The organism is Georgenia wangjunii, from assembly GCF_036421975.1.
Classification (GTDB): domain Bacteria; phylum Actinomycetota; class Actinomycetes; order Actinomycetales; family Actinomycetaceae; genus Georgenia_A; species Georgenia_A wangjunii.
Genome location: NZ_JAZGON010000004.1, coordinates 130053 through 147046, shown reverse-complemented (window position 1 = coordinate 147046; position 16994 = coordinate 130053). Strand labels below are relative to the sequence as shown.

Annotated in this window: 15 protein-coding genes; 4 read left to right on the top strand and 11 right to left on the bottom strand. The window is 74.8% G+C overall.

Translation table 11 applies throughout. From position 1 onward, the window contains the following. Positions 1-2: 2 nt before the first annotated feature. On the bottom strand, positions 3-2426 hold the full coding sequence (locus V2J63_RS08620; protein WP_331230615.1) for a TOMM precursor leader peptide-binding protein: 2424 nt from the start codon (positions 2424-2426) through the stop codon (positions 3-5). A 25-nt stretch (positions 2427-2451) separates the two neighbouring features. Next, positions 2452-2775: a hypothetical protein gene (locus V2J63_RS08615; RefSeq protein ID WP_331230614.1), complete on the bottom strand. Its 324-nt coding sequence runs from the start codon at positions 2773-2775 to the stop codon at positions 2452-2454. A gap of 226 nt (positions 2776-3001) precedes the next feature. On the opposite strand from V2J63_RS08615, the gene V2J63_RS08610 reads away from it, so the two are divergent. Both V2J63_RS08610 and V2J63_RS08605 read left to right on the top strand, forming a co-directional pair. After that, a complete protein-coding gene (locus V2J63_RS08610) occupies positions 3002-3799 on the top strand; it encodes an alpha/beta fold hydrolase (protein ID WP_331230613.1) in 798 nt (265 codons plus the stop codon). Continuing rightward, the gene (locus V2J63_RS08605) at positions 3796-5334 is read left to right on the top strand and encodes a SpoIIE family protein phosphatase (RefSeq protein ID WP_331230612.1); all 1539 of its coding nucleotides are present in this window, start codon (positions 3796-3798) and stop codon (positions 5332-5334) included. The genes V2J63_RS08610 and V2J63_RS08605 overlap by 4 nt, the downstream gene beginning before the upstream one ends. Here the strand turns inward: V2J63_RS08605 and V2J63_RS08600 are convergent. The 3 genes from V2J63_RS08600 to V2J63_RS08590 are packed head-to-tail and all read right to left on the bottom strand — an operon-like array spanning position 5331 to position 8255. Further along, positions 5331-5711 carry an RNA-binding S4 domain-containing protein gene (locus V2J63_RS08600; RefSeq protein WP_331230611.1) on the bottom strand — a complete coding sequence of 127 codons (381 nt, stop codon included), beginning with the start codon at positions 5709-5711 and terminating at the stop codon, positions 5331-5333. The two genes, V2J63_RS08605 and V2J63_RS08600, sit on opposite strands and share 4 nt — an antisense overlap. 9 nt (positions 5712-5720) lie before the next feature. Then, the gene (locus V2J63_RS08595) at positions 5721-6611 is read right to left on the bottom strand and encodes a ribonuclease Z (protein ID WP_331230610.1); all 891 of its coding nucleotides are present in this window, start codon (positions 6609-6611) and stop codon (positions 5721-5723) included. A gap of 21 nt (positions 6612-6632) precedes the next feature. Next, entirely contained in the window at positions 6633-8255 is a 1623-nt protein-coding gene (locus tag V2J63_RS08590) for an FG-GAP-like repeat-containing protein (protein WP_331230609.1), read from the bottom strand. 223 nt (positions 8256-8478) lie between these two features. Between V2J63_RS08590 and V2J63_RS08585 the strand changes: the two genes are divergently transcribed. Both V2J63_RS08585 and V2J63_RS08580 read left to right on the top strand, forming a co-directional pair. Next, entirely contained in the window at positions 8479-10152 is a 1674-nt protein-coding gene (locus V2J63_RS08585; protein ID WP_331230718.1) for a ribonuclease J, read from the top strand. A 74-nt stretch (positions 10153-10226) separates the two neighbouring features. After that, complete coding sequence (locus V2J63_RS08580) at positions 10227-11096, top strand: potassium channel family protein (RefSeq protein WP_331230608.1); 870 nt, start codon at positions 10227-10229, stop codon at positions 11094-11096. A gap of 6 nt (positions 11097-11102) precedes the next feature. Here the strand turns inward: V2J63_RS08580 and V2J63_RS08575 are convergent, their stop codons facing one another. From V2J63_RS08575 to V2J63_RS08550, 6 genes are read right to left on the bottom strand one after another with little or no spacing between them, the layout of a single operon-like run. Next, a complete protein-coding gene (locus tag V2J63_RS08575; protein WP_331230607.1) occupies positions 11103-11717 on the bottom strand; it encodes an alkylhydroperoxidase domain protein in 615 nt (204 codons plus the stop codon). Next, a complete protein-coding gene (locus tag V2J63_RS08570; RefSeq protein ID WP_331230606.1) occupies positions 11714-12391 on the bottom strand; it encodes a CMD domain protein in 678 nt (225 codons plus the stop codon). The genes V2J63_RS08575 and V2J63_RS08570 overlap by 4 nt, the downstream gene beginning before the upstream one ends. 20 nt (positions 12392-12411) lie before the next feature. Beyond that, positions 12412-13431 (bottom strand): putative FMN-dependent luciferase-like monooxygenase, encoded by a 1020-nt coding sequence (locus V2J63_RS08565; RefSeq protein ID WP_331230605.1) that lies wholly within the window; start codon positions 13429-13431, stop codon positions 12412-12414. Continuing rightward, on the bottom strand, positions 13428-15167 hold the full coding sequence (locus tag V2J63_RS08560) for an ABC transporter ATP-binding protein (protein WP_331230604.1): 1740 nt from the start codon (positions 15165-15167) through the stop codon (positions 13428-13430). Before V2J63_RS08560 ends, V2J63_RS08565 begins: the two co-directional genes overlap by 4 nt. Beyond that, positions 15164-16051, bottom strand: a complete 888-nt coding sequence (locus tag V2J63_RS08555; protein WP_331230603.1) for an ABC transporter permease — start codon at positions 16049-16051, stop codon at positions 15164-15166. Before V2J63_RS08555 ends, V2J63_RS08560 begins: the two co-directional genes overlap by 4 nt. Next, complete coding sequence (locus V2J63_RS08550; protein ID WP_331230602.1) at positions 16048-16989, bottom strand: ABC transporter permease; 942 nt, start codon at positions 16987-16989, stop codon at positions 16048-16050. Before V2J63_RS08550 ends, V2J63_RS08555 begins: the two co-directional genes overlap by 4 nt. Between the last annotated feature and the right edge of the window lie 5 nt (positions 16990-16994).

The following is a 16994-nucleotide window of genomic DNA, read 5'->3' as shown; positions in this document are numbered from 1 at the left end:
GGTCACGCCAGCGGGTGCGGAGCCAGGTTGAGGTCGGTGAGCGCCGGGACGGCGGCGACGAGGCCGAGCTCCACCGGCATCCGCGCGAGCCGTTCGCCGCCCAGCCGGTTCTCGCGCGCGCCGAAGTGGATCGGCTGGAACCCCGGCACGATCCCGCGCGCCACGCGCACTCCGAGGCCGCGGACGTCGTCGGGAGTGACGTCGACGTAGAGGACGTCCCCGGCGACGCGCGCGAGGGAGGCGACGAGCGCCCGCAGCCGCGCCCCGGGCGCGGCAGGTGCCGCGGGCTCCTCCTCTCCCGTTCCCGGTCCCCCGCCCGCCGGCTCCGTCCACGGCCGCGCCGGTGCGGCGCGGAGGTACCCGAGGCCGGCCGACGCCGTGCCGGGATCGGCGTAGAGGAGGTCGTGGTCCTCGAGGTCGCTGACGAGCCACGGGTCGGCGACGAGCTCGGCGAGCCGCGCCGCCGTCTCCGGCCTGCGGATCCGGGCCCGGAGCGCCGGGCGCACCTGACCCACCTCGAGGACCGCCCCCCGGGCGGCCCGTACCGGGTCGAGGTCGGCTCCGAGACCCAGGACGACGGCGGGTGTCTCCTCGCTCCACCCGATCGCCAGGACGACCGTCGCCGCGGTGTCCGTCGGCAGCCGGTGGACGTCGATCTCCACCCGCCGTCGTGCGTACGCGTCCGCGATGCGGCGGACGTCCTCGTCCGGCACGGTGGCGGCCGGGCTCCGCACGCCCGCGAGACGGTGCGCCCAGGCGATGAGGAAGGCGTCCCGCTCGACCACCTCGAGGAGCCCGCCGAGGACGGCGTCGGTGAGCGTCGCACCACCGGCGAAGCCGTTCGACGTCGCCGGGAAGAGGTACGCCCCGCGCTCGGGCACGTCGTATCCGAGGTGGGTCGCCAGCAGCGGCACCCACACCTCCTCGCCGCTGACGAGGGACCGTGCCGGTACCCAGTCGAGCTCGGTGGCGCGGGAGTAGGGGGCGTACGGCAGCGTCGCGTACTGGTCCTCGGTGAAGAGGACGAGGTCGCGCGGGTCGAGCGAGGGGCCGTCGAGCTGTCCCCGGGTCGAGCGCACGGTCCGCGGCGGCCCCCAGGTGAGCGCGGCGTACCGCTCGAGGGCCTCCCCGAGGGCACCGTCCCGGGCGGCGCGGGCGCTGCGCGCCTTGCCCGAGCAGCCGACGAACCCGTGCTCGCCGGCGAGGAAGCGCGCGTTGGCGAGCTGGGCGCGCACGACGACAGGCTCCTCGGGCTCCTCGACGTCCTTGGGGATCCGCTCGAGCTGCCGGACGAGCCCGGCGAGCGGGCTGACGACGCGGGCCGCGATCGCGTCGAAGTCGGTCGTGCGCGTCGGGGCCCCGGCCAGCTCCACCAGGTCAGGCAGACCCGGCGAGGGCGGGCGGGCTTTTTTTCGGCAGGCCGCGCAGTCGGGCCGGGCCAGCACCGGATGGACCTCCTCGCGCCCGCTCGCGGCGTCGAGGACGAGGACGTGCGCCGGCAGCCGCGGCGGAAGGATACCGAGCGTCGCCGCGAGGACCTCGCGCGCGAGCGCGCCGGCCGCCCACGGCACGAGCGGCGGCAGCACCGGCCGCGGCCGCGCCGCGGGACGCCGGACCGCGTCGAGGACCTCCTCGCGCGCCATCGCGGCCGGGAAGTCGTCCTCGCAGGCGAGCGCCCGCATCCGCCAGCACAGGTAGCACGGCCCCTCCCCCGGCATGACGAGCGGGCCGAGCTGCGCCCGCGTCCCCAGGAGCGCCGCGTGCAGCGACGGCACGTCGTGCGCGAGGGATGCCGCGTTGACCCAGTGCCGGACGGCGGAGAGCTCCGGGTCCACGGCCGTGACGACGAGGTCGCTCCGGGAGACGATCTCGTCGACCGACTCCCGGTCGAGCGCGACCTCGCCCGGCGTGAACCGCGTGGACGGGTACCGCGGCGCCAGGCGCCCGGCGACCTCGAGCTCACGGGTGAGCGGGTCCCCCGGCTGCGCCCGGTACGGGTCGACGAGGTAGATCGTGCCGATCCCGGCCTCGGCGAGCGACTCGGCGAGGACCGCGCCGACGTCCCGCGCCCCGACGACGGCGACGCGCACCGCCGCCGCGCGCGCGGCGAGCGCGGCGCGGTCGTCGAGCTCGCCGGCCACGAGGTACGTCCACGACGGGTGCTGCCGCTCCCCGCCGTCGGGCTCCTCGACGACCACGCCCGCCCGCAGGAGGGAGTCGAGCACCGCGCCGACCTCGTCCGAGACCTCGGCGGGGACCGCGGCGAGGAGCTCCGCGCGCGCCGCACCGGCCTCCAGCGGCGCGAGCAGGCGGTCCCGGACGACGCCGGCGACGCCCCCCTCGAGGCGCAGCCGCGCGACGGACGTGACGAGCAGGAGGCCACCGTCGACGTGGACGACCTCGAGGTCGGGCGCCAGCCGGAGCACGCGGCCGGTCTCCTCAGGCGCGCCGTCAGTACCCCAGCCCACCGAACCGCCCGGCGACCGGGCCACCCCCCTGGCCGAGGTTGCACGGGCCGCACGTGCACTCGTAGATGCACGGCTGGATGCAGCGGGCGACGCAGACCTGGACGCACCGCTGGATACATCGGAAGCAGTCGTTGATCCCGCAGAACTCGCCGTAGTCGGCGGCGATGACGTCGCGGACCTTGGCGTAGGCCTGCAGGTCCTCCGCGGAGAGCTCGGGCACCTCGCGCTTGAGGCTCTGGTGCTTGAGCTGGTTCTCGAGCTCGACGATGCGCCCCTTGAGCGCCTCGAACTCCTCGTTGTCCGGCATGCCGAACCTCCAGACCGGCGTCGTCGCCGCATCGGCCCCAGGACCTGCCTGGGACAGGTTGGTGGTCGAGGTCGCGCTCTCGTGGGCCCCGGCTAGACCGCTCGTCGAGTGGTCGTCTCCGACGCTAGACCTGGCGTGCGGGCCGGACAACGATCCTGCCCGGGTCGTGCCCGCACGACTGCCCGAACGGGTACGCCAGGTCCGCCCGTCCCGTACCCTCCCCGGCATGGATGTCCTCACCCGGCACAACGTCCGCCTGAGCGGGCCCGCCGACGGCCGGCCGATGATCTTCGCGCACGGCTTCGGCTGCGACCAGGGCATGTGGCGCTACGTCGTCCCGGCGTTCGCCGGGACCCACCGGGTCATCCTCTTCGACCACGTCGGTGCGGGCGGCTCGGACGACTCGGCGTTCGACCCCCAGCGGCACGGCCGCCTCGAGGGGTACGCCGCCGACATCGTCGAGATCCTCGACGCCCTCGCGCTCGGCCCCGCCGTCCTCGTGGGGCACTCGGTCAGCGCGATGATCGGCCTCCTCGCCGCGGCGGAGCGCCCCGACCTCATCGACGACCTCGTCCTCGTCTGCCCCAGCCCGCGCTACATCGACGACGGCGACTACCGCGGCGGTTTCACCCAGGCCGAGATCGACGAGCTGCTCGAGACGATGGACGACAACTACCTCGGCTGGTCCGCCCACATCGCGCCGGTCATCATGGGCGTGCCGGACCGCCCGGAGCTCGGCAAGGAGCTCACCGCCAGCTTCTGCCGGATGGACCCGGCGATCGCGCGCCACTTCGCCCGGACGACGTTCCTCTCGGACAACCGTGCCGATCTCGCGCGCGTGCGCACACGGGCGCTCGTCATCCAGTCGCGCGACGACGTCATCGCGCCGACGGAGGTCGGTGCCTACGTCCACGCCAACCTCGCCGGGAGCAGGCTCGTCGTCCTCGACTCCATCGGCCACTGCCCGAACCTCAGCGCGCCGGACGCCGTCGTCGGCGCGATGCGGGAGTACCTGGCGCCGTGAGCCCCGACGACGCCGCTCGGGCAGACGCGTGGGAGGCGTCGCCGTGCGGCCTCCTCACCCTGCGGCCCGACGGCACGATCGTCGACGCGAACGCGACGTTCCTCGCCTGGGCGGGGCGCGGCCGCTCCGACCTCGTCGGCCACGTCCGCCTGAGCCAGCTCCTCTCCGTCGGCGGCCGGATCTACTGGGAGACGCACCTGTCGCCCATGCTCCACGCGGACGGCCGTGTCGAGGAGATCGCCGTCGAGCTCTCCGGCCCCGACGGGCGGATGCCCGTCCTCCTCACCGCCGTCGTCGTCACGCCCGCCCCCGGCGCCGAGCCGGTGGTGCGCGTCGTCCTCTCCGGCGCGCGGGAACGTTCCCGGTACGAGCGCGAGCTCCTCGCGGCGCGGCGGGAGGCCGAGCACGCGGGTGCCCGTACGCAGGTGCTCCAGCGCGCGACGGCGGCCCTCTCCCGCGCGGGCGGCACGGACGCCGTCGTCCGTGCGGTCCTCGAGGCGGCCGAGGCGGACCTGGGCGCGCGGGCGGCCGCGGTGTGGATGGCCGCCCCCGCGGGCGGGCTCGTGCTGGCCGCCACGACGACGGGTGCCGACGACCCCGGCCCGCCGCCGTCCGTCAGCAGTGCCGACGAGGGCGCCCGGGTGGTCGGCGGGCGCGTCGTCGTCCCCCTGCGTGGTCGCTCCCGGCTCCACGGCGTCTTCGCAGTCCTCCCGCGGGAGGATCCCGCCGCCGAGCCCCTCGACCTCGACGTGCTCGGTGCGGTCGCGCAGCAGGCCGGCCTCGCCCTGGACCGGTCCCTCCTGCACGAGCAGAGCTCCCAGGTGGCGCACGAGCTCCAGCGGGCGCTCATCACGGCGCGCACACCGCTGGACCCGCGGTTCGTCCTGGCGACGACGTACCGCCCCGGCGTCGCGGACCTCGAGGTGGGTGGGGACTGGTACGACGGGTTCCTCGTCGAGGACGACCTCCTCGCCGTCGTCGTCGGTGACGTCGTCGGGCGTGGGCTCAGCGCCGCGATCGCCATGGGGCAGCTCCGCAGCGCGGTGCGCGCGGTGGCAGCGCCCGGGCTCGGGCCCGCGGGCGTCCTGTCCCACCTCGACCGGTTCGTCCAGCAGGTCGACGCAGCGGTCTCCGCGACCGTCGTCTACGCCGAGGTGGCGCTGCGCACCGGGCACGTGCGGTACGCGTGCGCCGGCCACCTCCCGCCCCTGCTCGTCCCCGGCGACGGCGACGCCAGGCTCGTGTGGGGCGGACGCTCCCGTCCGCTCGGCGTGGCCACGGCCGGGTCGGAGCGGGCGGAGGACGAGCTCACCCTCGCCCCCGGGGACCAGCTCCTCCTCTACACCGACGGGCTCGTCGAGCGGCGGGACCGCTCGCTACGCGTGGGCCTCGAGGTGCTCACCGACACCGCCGACGCCGTCCGCGGGCTGCCGCCCGGGGAGAGCGTCGAGGCGATGACGTCCCGCCTGCTGCTCGACGAGGAGACGAGCGACGACGTGTGCGTGCTCCTGCTCGCGTGGTCCGGCGCCGGCTAGTAGCCGCGCAGGCGCTGGATGTCCCGGCGCTCACGCTTGGTCGGGCGGCCCGCTCCCCTGTCCCGGAACGGCACGGCGGGACGCGCCTCGACCGGTGGCGGCGGCGGGCTCTCGTCGACCACCGCGGTGGCGGCCTCCGGGGCGCCGACCCGCTTGAGGAGGATGCGCGCGACGACGAGGATTCGCTCCCGCTCCCCGCCGCGGACGACGACGCGGTCGCCCACCTTGACGGGCGTCGCCGGCTTCGCCCGCTCGCCGTTGACGCGCACGTGCCCGGCGCGGCAGGCCGCCGTCGCCTGGGAGCGGCTCTTGAAGACCCGCACTGCCCAGACCCAGCTGTCCACCCGCGCCGTCGTCGGCGCCTCCGTCCGTGCCACGCCCCGACCCTACGGTGCGCGCCGGCGCCGCGGGAACGGCACCCGGTCGAGGTCCGACGCGGCGACGACGGCCGTGCCCCCGGCCCGCGCCCGCGCCTGCGCGAGGAGGCCCGTGACGTCGTCGTACCGGGAGGAGAAGTGCGCGAGGACGAGGGTGCCCACGCCTGCGCGCCCGGCGAGTGCCCCCGCCTGGCCGGCGGTGAGGTGGAGGTAGGCCGCCGCGAGGTCGGCGTCCTCGTCGGCGAACGTCGACTCGGCAACGAGGACGTCGGCGCCCGCGGCGAGGTCGTCGGCGCCGGCGCACTCCGCCGTGTCCATGACGAGGGCGAACCGTTGGCCGGCCCGGGGCACGCTGACGTCCTCGAGCCGGGTCGCCCCGAGCCGCCCCTCACGCTGGAGCCGCCCGACGTCGGGTCCGGCGATGCCCGCGGCCGCGAGCCGCTCCGGCACGAGCGTGCGCCCGTCCGCCTCGGTGAGCCGGTACCCGTACGTCTCGACGCGGTGGCGCAGCGGCCGCACCTCGAGGCCCGGCGCAACCTCCCCCGCCCCGCCGTGCGGGCGCAGGCGCAGGTCGACGCCCGGGCTGGCGACGTGGACGAGGGCACGCACGACGTCCTCCCCCGAGGCCGGGTAGTGGAGGTCGACGGGGTGCTCCGCGCCGTCAAGGGCAAGTCGGGACAGCACGCCCGGCAGCCCGTAGCAGTGGTCCCCGTGGACGTGGGTGAGGCAGATCCGGGTGACCTGCGAGGCGCTCACCCCGGCATGGATCATCTGGCGCTGGGTGCCCTCGCCGGGGTCGAAGAGCAGGCCCTGCCCGTCCCACCGCAGGAGGTAGCCGTTGTGGTTGCGGGCGCGGGTGGGCACCTGCGAGGCCGTACCGAGGACGACGAGCTCACGCATGCGGCGAGTCTGCCCCGGGACTCACGTGAGCGCGTCCATGACACCCCAGCCGTTCCCGACCCGGACCCGGGCGAGCCAGCCGCCCGCGCCGTCACCGGGGTAGAGCCACAGGTAGCCGGTGGCCCGCTCGCGCGCGAGGACGTCGGACCGCCGGTCACCGTCGATGTCGCCCGCCCCGACGAGCGCGTCCATCCCCGACCAGCCGTTGCCGACCTGGACCCCGGCACGGAAGCGTCCGGTGCCCGTCCCGGCGTAGAGGAGGAGCCGGCCGGTCGCGGCCTCGCGGGCGAGGAGGTCGGCGCGGCCGTCCCCGTCGAAGTCGCCTGGTCCGACGAGGGCGTCCATGACCGTCCACCCCCAGCCGACCCGCGTACCCGGGAGCCACCCGCCTCGCCCGTTGCCCGGGTAGAGCCACAGGTCACCCGTGCCGGCCTGCCGGGCGAGGAGGTCGGCGCGGCCGTCGCCGGTGACGTCCCCCGGGCCGAGGACGACGTCCATGACCCCCCACCCGTGCCCGGCACGTTGCCGCTGCGCGAACCCGCTGCCCGTGCCGCGGTACAGCCACAGCACGCCCGTGGCCGCCTCGACCGCGAGGACGTCGCCCCGCCCGTCGCCGTCGACGTCGCCCGCCGTGTCGATGACACGCATGCCCGACCACCCGTGCCCGACCCGGACCGGGGAACGCCAGCCGCCCGTCCCGGTCCCGCGGTAGAGCCAGAGGTTCCCGGTCGCAGCCTCGCGGGCGAGGACGTCGTTCGTCCAGCTCCCGTCCACGTCGTTCTCGCCCCCCGCCATCGACGACGGCGGGATCGCGAGCGGCGTGAAGGCGTACGTCCCGCACGTGCGGTCGTAGTCGCGGGTGTCGTCGTACCACTGGGAGATGTAGACGCGACCGCCGGAGAAGCTCGGCTGCGTGCAGCGGTCGAGCGCCTCGCCGGGGTAGTCCAGCCGCCCCGCCGTCGCCCACACCGGCACACCCGGGAGCCACCAGCCGCCGGTGATCTCGTTCCACCCGTTGGTGTAGGAGTAGAGGCCGTAGGAGTACCCGGCGTCGCGCAGGCCGCGCATGAGCCCCTCGATGACGTAGCGGTTCTCCCGCACGCGCGCCGCCGTGCCCGTGGGCCACGGCTGGGCGGGGCGGGGCTCGACGTCGATCCACACGACGGGCGGGCGCCAGCCCACCCGGGCCAGGGACGCCACGGCGAACTGCGCCTCGGCGTACCCGACGTTGCTCAGGCGCGCGGCCCGCGTCGACGCGCGCCAGGGGCCGTCGTCCCCGTACGTGCTCAGCTGGGCGGCGGTGGGGAACGTCGCCATCGCGTACCCGTGCGCGGGCTTGCTTCGGCTGCGCACCCAGGAGACCTGGTCCGCCAGGCACGGGTTCTCGGTGAACGCCAGGCCGCGGGTGAGGCCGACGATGACGAACTGCGTCGACGTCGGCGGCATGGGGAGCCCGTACCCGCCCTGGGCGCTCGAGCACTGGGGCCACGAGACGTCGTGGCCGAACATGTCCGCCGCCGCCGCCGGCGGACCGGTCGGGACGAGGACGAGCGCGAGGGTGCTGAGGGACCCGAGGAGCGCCGCCAGGAGGCGACGCGCCCGGCCGCGCCCGGACCGGTCGGTGGTCGGATGCGTCGTGCTCACGTCACCATCTCCTCCGCTGGAGCCCGGCACGAGCAGTCTCCACCCGGCCGCGCCGCTTGGGAAGAGGCACCCACGGGTACAGTGGTGGTATCTCTCCCCGACGTCCGTGCACCGCTGCCCTTCCGCGCGTGCTGCTCGATGCCGTCGCCGAGTGCCGACAACTTCGTCCTGACGGCGCCACCCGCCGTCCCCCTCGACCGGAAAGACTGATGACTTGTCCCGTATGAAGGAGCTCAAGGCTCCCCCCGCCCTGCCCGCCAACGGACTGCGGATCACCCCGCTCGGCGGGCTCGGTGAGATCGGTCGCAACATGACCGTCTTCGAGCACGCCGGCAAGCTGCTCGTCGTCGACTGCGGCGTGCTCTTCCCCGAGGAGCACCAGCCCGGCATCGACGTCATCCTCCCCGACTTCACCTCGATCCGGCACCGCCTGGGCGACATCCAGGCCATCGTGCTCACGCACGGTCACGAGGACCACATCGGTGGCGTCCCGTACCTCCTCAAGGAGCGACCGGACATCCCCCTCATCGGGTCCGAGCTCACGCTGGCCTTCATCACGGCCAAGCTCAAGGAGCACCGCATCAAGCCGGTCACGGTCCACGTCGAGGCCGAGGACACCCACAAGGCCGGGCCGTTCGAGCTCGAGTTCGTCGCGGTCAACCACTCGATCCCGGACAGCCTCGCCGTGGCGATCCGCACGGACGCCGGCCTCGTCCTGCACACCGGTGACTTCAAGATGGATCAGTTCCCGCTCGACGACCGGATCACGGACCTGCGCCACTTCGCGCGCCTCGGCGAGGAGGGGGTGGACCTCTTCCTCACGGACTCGACGAACGCTGAGGTCCCCGGCTTCACGATGTCCGAGCGCGACCTCATCCCGGCGATCGACCACGTCTTCGCCACCGCGCCGCGCCGGATCATCGTCTCGAGCTTCGCCAGCCACGTGCACCGCATCCAGCAGGTCCTCGACTCCGCGGAGGCGCACGGCCGCAAGGTCGCGTTCGTCGGGCGCTCGATGGTCCGGAACATGGGCATCGCACGCGACCTGGGCTACCTCAAGATCCCCCGCGGTCTCGTCGTCGACTTCAAGAAGCTCGACCAGATGCCGGACAACAAGGTCACGCTCGTGTGCACCGGATCCCAGGGCGAGCCCATGGCGGCCCTGTCGCGCATGGCGGGCGGCGACCACCAGATCCGCCTCGGCGAGGGTGACACGGTGCTCCTCGCGAGCTCGCTCATCCCCGGCAACGAGAACGCCATCTACGGCGTCATCAACCGGCTCATCGACCTCGGCGCCACGCTCGTCCACAAGGGCAACGCCAAGGTCCACGTCTCGGGCCACGCCAGCGCCGGCGAGCTCGTCTACTGCTACAACATCGTCCAGCCGCGCAACGTCATGCCCGTCCACGGCGAGTCCAAGCACCTCCACGCCAACGCCGAGCTCGCCAAGCGCACCGGCGTCCCGGCGGACCAGGTCATCGTCGGCCGCGACGGTGTCGTCGTCGACCTCGTCGACGGCCGCGCGCGGATCGTCGGCAAGGTCCCGGCCGGCATGGTCTACGTCGACGGTCAGACCGTCGGCGCCGCGACCGAGGACACCCTCAAGGAGCGCGTGCTCCTGCGCGAGGGTGGCGTCGTCACGGTCCTGGCCCTCCTCGACCCGGACACGAACATGCCGGCCGAGCCGCTCGAGTTCATCACGCGCGGCTTCGTCCACGACGACCGTACGTTCGACGGCGCGGCGGCCGAGGTCACGAAGGCCCTCACCCGCGCCCGCGAGCAGAAGGTCAACGACATCGCGAAGCTCGAGACGGTCATCGCGCAGGCCGTCAGCCGTTTCATGCAGCGCACGTACCGGCGCGAGCCGGCTGTCATCGCGATCGTCGTCGACGCGTGATCGACCGGCGTCCGGACCGGCCGGCCACCCGCCCGGCCGGTCCGGGCGTCCGGCGGTGAGATGAGGAGGCGGCGATGACCTGGGTCGTGTCGCTGGTCGGCGGTCTCCTCGTCGGCCTCGTCCTGTGGGACGTCTTCCAGACCCTGTGGTACCCGAGCGCACAGGGCAGGCTCAGCCGGGCCCTCATGATGGGGACCTGGCGCCTGACCGGCAGGCTCGGCCGAGGCGCCCGGAAGCGGTCCGGCCCGCTGGCGCTGGTCGCGGTCATCGGTGCGTGGGGTGCGCTCGTCGTCGTCGGGGGGGCGCTCGTGTACTGGCCTCACGTGCCGACCGCATTCACGTACGGCCCCGGAGTCGTCCCCGACGACGGCGCCGAGCTCCTCGAGGCGCTCTACCTGTCCCTCGTCTCGGTCGCGACCCTCGGGTTCGGGGACGTCGTCCCGACCGTGGGGTGGCTCCGTGCCGCCGTCCCCCTCCAGGCACTCATCGGCTTCGCGCTGCTGACGGCGGCGGTGTCCTGGGTGCTCCAGGTCTACCCGGCCCTCAACCGGCGGCGCACGCTCTCCCTCCACCTCGCCGCCCTGCGTGAGGCGGGAACGCTGGAGGCGCTGGGGGCGCTCACCGGGGTGACGGCCGCACGCATCCTGGGCACCCTCGCCACGAGCCTCACGAAGGTACGGGTCGACCTCACCCAGTACTCGGAGACCTACTACTTCCAGGACGAGTCACCCGAGGCCGTCCTGGGCCTGCAGGTGGGGTACGCCCACGACCTCGCCGAGGCGGGCGCTCGATCAGCAGACCCGGACGTGCGTCACGCCGCCGCTGTGCTGACGGAGTCGATCGCCGACCTCGCGCGCGTCATCGGCGCCCAGTTCGTCGACGCCGCCGACGGCACGGTCGCCGTGCTCGAGGCGTACGCCGCCGACCAGAGGCGGGGCCGGTAGGCGCGCTCAGGGCACCTCCGGCTCGCCGAGCGAGAGCATGAGCCGGTTCGCCCAGTTGAAGAACGCGGCGCCGTGGATGACATCGGCGATGCCGATGTCGTCGAGGCCCTGGGCGCGCAGCCGCTCGACGTCGGCCGGGCCGAACTCCGCCGGGGTCTCGGTGAGGGCGACGGCCGCGTCGACGAGGGCGTCCCAGCGCTCGTCGACGCGCGCGCCGACCCCCTCGCCGAGGAGCCGCTGGACGTCGTCGGGCCGCTTGGAGAGCCGGGCGGCGAAGCGCGCGTGGACCGACGCGCAGAAGACGCAGCCGTTGCGACGGCTGGCCGCGGCAGCGGCCAGCTCCCGCTCCCACCGCGGCAGCCCGCCGCCGGCGCCTGAGAAGATGTCGTTGTCCGTCTTCGTCCGCGCCGCGAGCACCTCGGGGTCACGGGCGAGGAGCGCGAAGTACGGGCTGGCCGCCCGCCGGCGGTCGACGACACCCTCCCAGTGCCGCTCCTCGAAGTCGGCCACCGACAGGGGCTCCAGCCACGGCACCCACCCGAGCGGCTCGGCGGTGAAGGCCTCGGGGCGGGCGAGCGCGGGGTAGCGCGTCGCCGCGGTCGTCGTCTCGGTCGCGGTCATCGGTGCGCTCCTTCGGGGGCGGTCGTCGGCGGGACGAGGGCGAGCTGGGCGAGCCCGTGGACCACCCGGACCTGGAAGGCGAGGAAGCTGACGAGCTGGGCGAGGGTGACGATGCCCGTCGTGCTCCAGCCGGCGGCGAGGAGCCGGTCGAGGGCCTCGGGCGAGGCCTCGCGCGGACGGTAGACGAGGAGGTGGGCGTGCTCGAGGGCGGCGCTGAGGCGCTCCCCCACCGCCGCGGGGTCGAGCACCCGGTAACGGGGCCCGGGCGTGCTCTCCCCCGCGAGACCCGACTCGCGGTACTGCCCGTACGGGCCCGCCGCCAGCCCGCGCGTCACCTCGTTCGTCACCGCCGCGGCGAGCGCGCCGTCGGCGTCGTGCCGGGCGAGGCCGGCGCGGTAGTGCTCGGTCACCGCCCCCGCGCGGTGCAGATCGGCGACGAACACCGCGACGGCGTACCGCTCGGCCAGGCTGACGTCGCTCGTGTCGACGGGCGCGAAGAGCGCGTCGTGGCTGCGCTGCGCGTTCGCGCGGGCCTCCGGCCGGGCGGATCGGACGGCGTCGAGCCGGCTCCCCGGCTCGACGCCGAGAAGGCGGTCGATGACGTCCTCCGCCGGCGCTCCCCTGCGGGTGGGCGGCGGGTCGGTCGTCGTCGTGGCTGAGGTCGTCGTCGTCATGGTTGTCCTCCGGGGGTGGGTCAGGCGGTTGCGGCGGCGAGCGGGGCCGTCCAGCCGAGCGCCGGTGCGACGCGGGTGGCGATGAGCTCGATCGAGCGCAGGACGTGCTCGTGCGGTGGGTCGATGGAGTGCACCTGGAAGGTGACGTCGGTGGCGCGGGCCGCGGCGCGGTCGGCCGCGAGGAGCTCGATGACCTCCTCGGGGCTGCCGACGAGTGAGTCCGTGCGCCGGATGAGGGCGTCGAGGTCGTCCTCGGGCAGGTGGTGACCCTGGCGGCGCAGGTTCGTCGCCGCGCGGCGCAGGCCGCGCTCGGCGTAGGGGCGCAGGGCGGCCGGGTCCTCGCTGACGACGATCGTGCGGGAGGCGAGGATCCGCGGCTCCACGCCGGCGGGCAACGCGTCGAGGTAGGCGTCGATGACGGGGTCCTGGATGTCGCTGAGCGACGCGTCGGGCGCGTCGGGCGAGCGCGGCTGGGTGCGGGAGAGCATGAGGCCGTCCCCGGCCCGCCCGGCGGCTGCGGCGCCCGCGGCCGAGAACGTCGCCTGCCACAGGCGCCCGAGGAGGTCGGGCACGCTCGGGTAGAGGGTGTTGCGCGGGTGGCCGAGCTCGGCCCCGCCGAGCGCACCGCGCAGCGTGGCGAGGTGGTCGGCGAAGACGGCCCGCTTGTCCGCGACGTCGCGCCCGAAGGCGGCGAACGACGTCGGGGTGCCCCCGGACCCGACGCCGAGCTCGAGCCGGCCGCCCGAGAGGACGTCGACGACGGCGGCGTCCTCGGCGACGCGGACAGGGTGCTCGAGCGGCAGGGTGATGATCCCGGTGCCGAGCCGGATGCGGCTCGTCACGGCGGCGGCGTGGCCGAGGAGGACGAGCGGGGCGGGCAGGCCCCCCTCCGTGCCGTCGAAGTGGTGCTGGGCCACCCACGCCGAGTCGACGCCGAGCCGCTCGGCGAGCTGGATCTGCTCGACCGCGTTCCGGTAGCGCTCCGCGGGGGGTGCCTCGTCGAGGATCCGGGTGAAGATCCCCAGTCGCTTCGTCGTCATCGTGCGTCCTTGTCGTCGTTGTCGTCGGTCCGTGCGGGGTGGGTGCGGCGGCCCGGGATCGCCGCGAGCAGGGCGGCGGTGTACGCCTCGCCCGGGTGGGTGAAGACGTCCTCGGTGGCGCCCTGCTCGACGACGCGCCCGCCGCGCATGACGGAGACCGTGTCCGAGACCTGGCGGACGACGGCGAGGTCGTGCGAGATGACGAGGTAGGTGAGGCCGAGGTCGCGCTGGAGCTGCTCGAGGAGCTCGAGGACCTGTCCCTGGACGGTGACGTCGAGCGCGGAGACGGCCTCGTCGAGGACGAGGACGCTCGGCGAGAGCACGAGCGCCCGCGCGATGGCGACGCGCTGGCGCTGCCCGCCGGAGAGCTCGGCCGGCAGGCGGGAGAGCATGCCCGCCGGGAGGGCGACGCGGTCGAGCGCCTCGGCGGCCACCGCGGCCCGCCGGGCGCGCCCGACGCGGCCGAAGTTCCGCAGCGGCTCGGTGACGATGTCGGCGACGTGCTGGCGCGGGTCGAGCGAGCTGAACGGGTTCTGGTAGACGAGCTGGGTGCGCCGGCGCAGCTCGCGCAGCGCCGCCCCGCGCAGGGTCGTCACCTCGCTGCCCTCGACGAGGACGGACCCGCCGGAGGGGCGGGTGAGCCCGACGACGGCGCGCGCGGTCGTCGTCTTCCCGGACCCCGACTCCCCGACGAGCGCGTGGGTCGTGCCGCGCACGACGGTGAAGCTGACGTCGTCGACCGCCCGGAAGGGGGCGGCGCCGCGGCCGCGGCCGAACTCCTGGACGAGGCCGCGCACGACGACGGCGTGGTCGGCCGGGCCCGCGACGGCGACCCGCTCGCGGGAGGCGGCGCGCGCGCCCGGCCCCTTGCTGCGGAATGCGGGGGCGTCGTGCAGGAGCGCCCGGGTGTACCCCGTGCGAGGGGCGGCGAGGAGCTCGGCCGTCGGCCCGTCCTCGACGAGGTGGCCGTCCTTCATGACGAGGACACGGTCCGCCCGGTCCGCGGCGACCGCGAGGTCGTGGGTGATGAAGAGGATGGCTGTGCCGAGCTCGCGCTGGAGACCGGCGAGGAGGTCGAGGACGCGCTGCTGGACCGTGACGTCGAGGGCGCTCGTCGGCTCGTCCGCGATGAGAAGGTCCGGCTCGAGGGCGATGGCTCCCGCGATGAGGACCCGCTGCTTCATGCCGCCGGAGAGCTCGTGCGGGTACTGCCGCGCACGGACCTCCGGCTCGGGCACGCCGACCCGCTCGAGGAGCTCGAGGACCCGCGCCCGGATGGCCGCTGGCGTCCCCGCCCGGTGGATCTGGAGGACCTCCGCGAGGTTGGCGCCGATCGTCTTGACGGGGTTGAGGGAGTTGTTCGGGTCCTGCGGGATGAGGCCGATGCGCCGCCCGCGGACGGACTCGAGGCGCTTCGTGCCCCAGCCGGAGATGTCGGTGCCGTTGAGGGCGATCGAGCCCCGCTCGACCCGCCCGTTCCCGGGGAGGAGGCCGATGACCGCCTGCGCGGTCGTCGTCTTGCCCGAGCCGGACTCCCCGACGACGGCGACGACCTCGCCGGCGGCGACGTCGAAGGAGACGCCGTGGACGACGCGGGTGGTCCCGGCGCGGGAGGCGTACCCGACGGCGAGGTCGCGGACGGCGAGGACGGGGGCGGCGCCGGGCCGCTCGGCGGACGGCGACAGGCCGGCCTCCGCCGTCACGGCGGGGGCCGAGGAGGTGAGGGTGAGGGTCATGACGTCCTCCGGAGGGCGACGCTGATGCGGTTGGCGGAGAGCACGACGGCGACGAGCACGAGCCCGGGCAGCGTCGTGAGCCACCACGCCGTCGCGATGTAGTTGCGTCCCTCGGAGATGAGCAGTCCCCACTCGGGCGTGGGCGGCGGGGCACCGTAGCCGAGGAAGCCGAGGGTCGAGATGGCGATGATGGCGGTGCCGAACTGCAGCGCGGCGAGCGAGACGACGGCACTGACGGAGTTCGGCAGGACGTGGCGCCACAGGACGGGCAGGAAGCGCCCGCCGCTGCCGAACGCCGCCTCGACGTAGTCCGCGCGACGCACCCGCACGACCTCCGAGCGGGCGAGCCGGGCGAAGGACGCGACCGAGCTGACGCCGACGGCGATCGCGGCGTTCGTCGTCCCGAAGCCGAGCAGGATGATGATGCTGAGCATGAGGAGGAGGGCCGGGATCGACAGGAGGACGTCGACGGCGCGCATGAGGACGTCGTCGACGACGCGTCCCGCGGACCCGGCGAGCACGCCGAGCGCGGTCCCGACGACGAGCCCCACCGTGACGGCGATGAGCGCCCCCGAGACGGAGTGGACCGACCCGTGGACGACGCGCGCGAGGAGGTCGCGGCCGAGGGCGTCGGTGCCGAAGGGGTGCGCGAGGCCGGGGGGCGTGAGCTTCTCGGCCGGGACGCCCGTGACCGGGTCGTGCGCGGTGAACAGGCCCGGCACGAGCGCCCACGCGAGGACGACGCCGACGACGACGACCGCGAGGGCGAGCGAGAGGTCTGCGAGCCCCGGGCGGGGCAGGCGTCGCCGGGCGGCGGGCCGGGGTGCCGCCGGCTGCGGCTCGGCGGTGCTCGGCAGGTCTGCCGAGGTGGTGGCGATGGTCATGCGCGGGCCCCCGTCCGGGTCCGGGTGCGCGGGTCGAGCACCGGGTAGAGGAGGTCGACGACGAGGTTGACGACGACGAAGGTGAGCGCCGCGAGGACGACGACGCCCTGGAGCACGGGGATGTCCTGGGTGGAGACCGCCTGCTCGGTGAGCCGGCCGACGCCGGCCCGACCGAAGACGGTCTCGGTGACGACGGCGCCGCCGATGAGCTCCCCGAGGAGGACCCCGGCGATCGTCAGCGTCGGCAGCAGCGCGTTGCGCGCGACGGTCCGCGCGAGCAGCCACCGCTGGCTCGCCCCCTTCGCGGCCGCGACCGTGACGAACGGCTGGAGGCGGACGTCGTCGATGCTGCGCACGAGCACCTGCGCGAGCGGCGCGGAGATCGGGACGGCGAGGGCGACGACGGGGAGGATGAGCGCCTGGACCGGGCTCGCAGCGATGACCGGCACGAGCCCGAGGCGGAACGAGAACACCTGGACGAGGACGATCGCCAGCCAGAACACCGGCACCGCGGCGAAGAGCGAGGGTGCCGCGCGCAGCGCGCCCCGTACCCAGGCGAACGGCGCGAGCGAGGACAGCGCCGCGATCCCGACGGCGAGGACGACGGCGACGACGAAGCCCGTGACGGCGAGGGCGAGGGTGCCGGGCAGCGCCTCGACGAGGAGCGTCGCGACGGGAGTGCCGTACTGCACCGAGTACCCGAGGTCCCCGGTGACGAAGGACCCGATGGCGGCGAGGTACTGCTGGAGCACGGGTACGTCGGCGCCGTAGGCCGCGCGCAGGCTGGCGATCTCCGCGGCGGAGAGCCCCAGCTCGGGGTTCTCGAACTTGACGAGGAGCGCGTCGCCGGGCAGCGCGTGGAGCAGGACGAAGCTGAGGGTGAAGGCGGCCAGCAGCACGACGGCGGCCTGGCCGACGCGTCCGAGGACGTAGCGCACAGGGC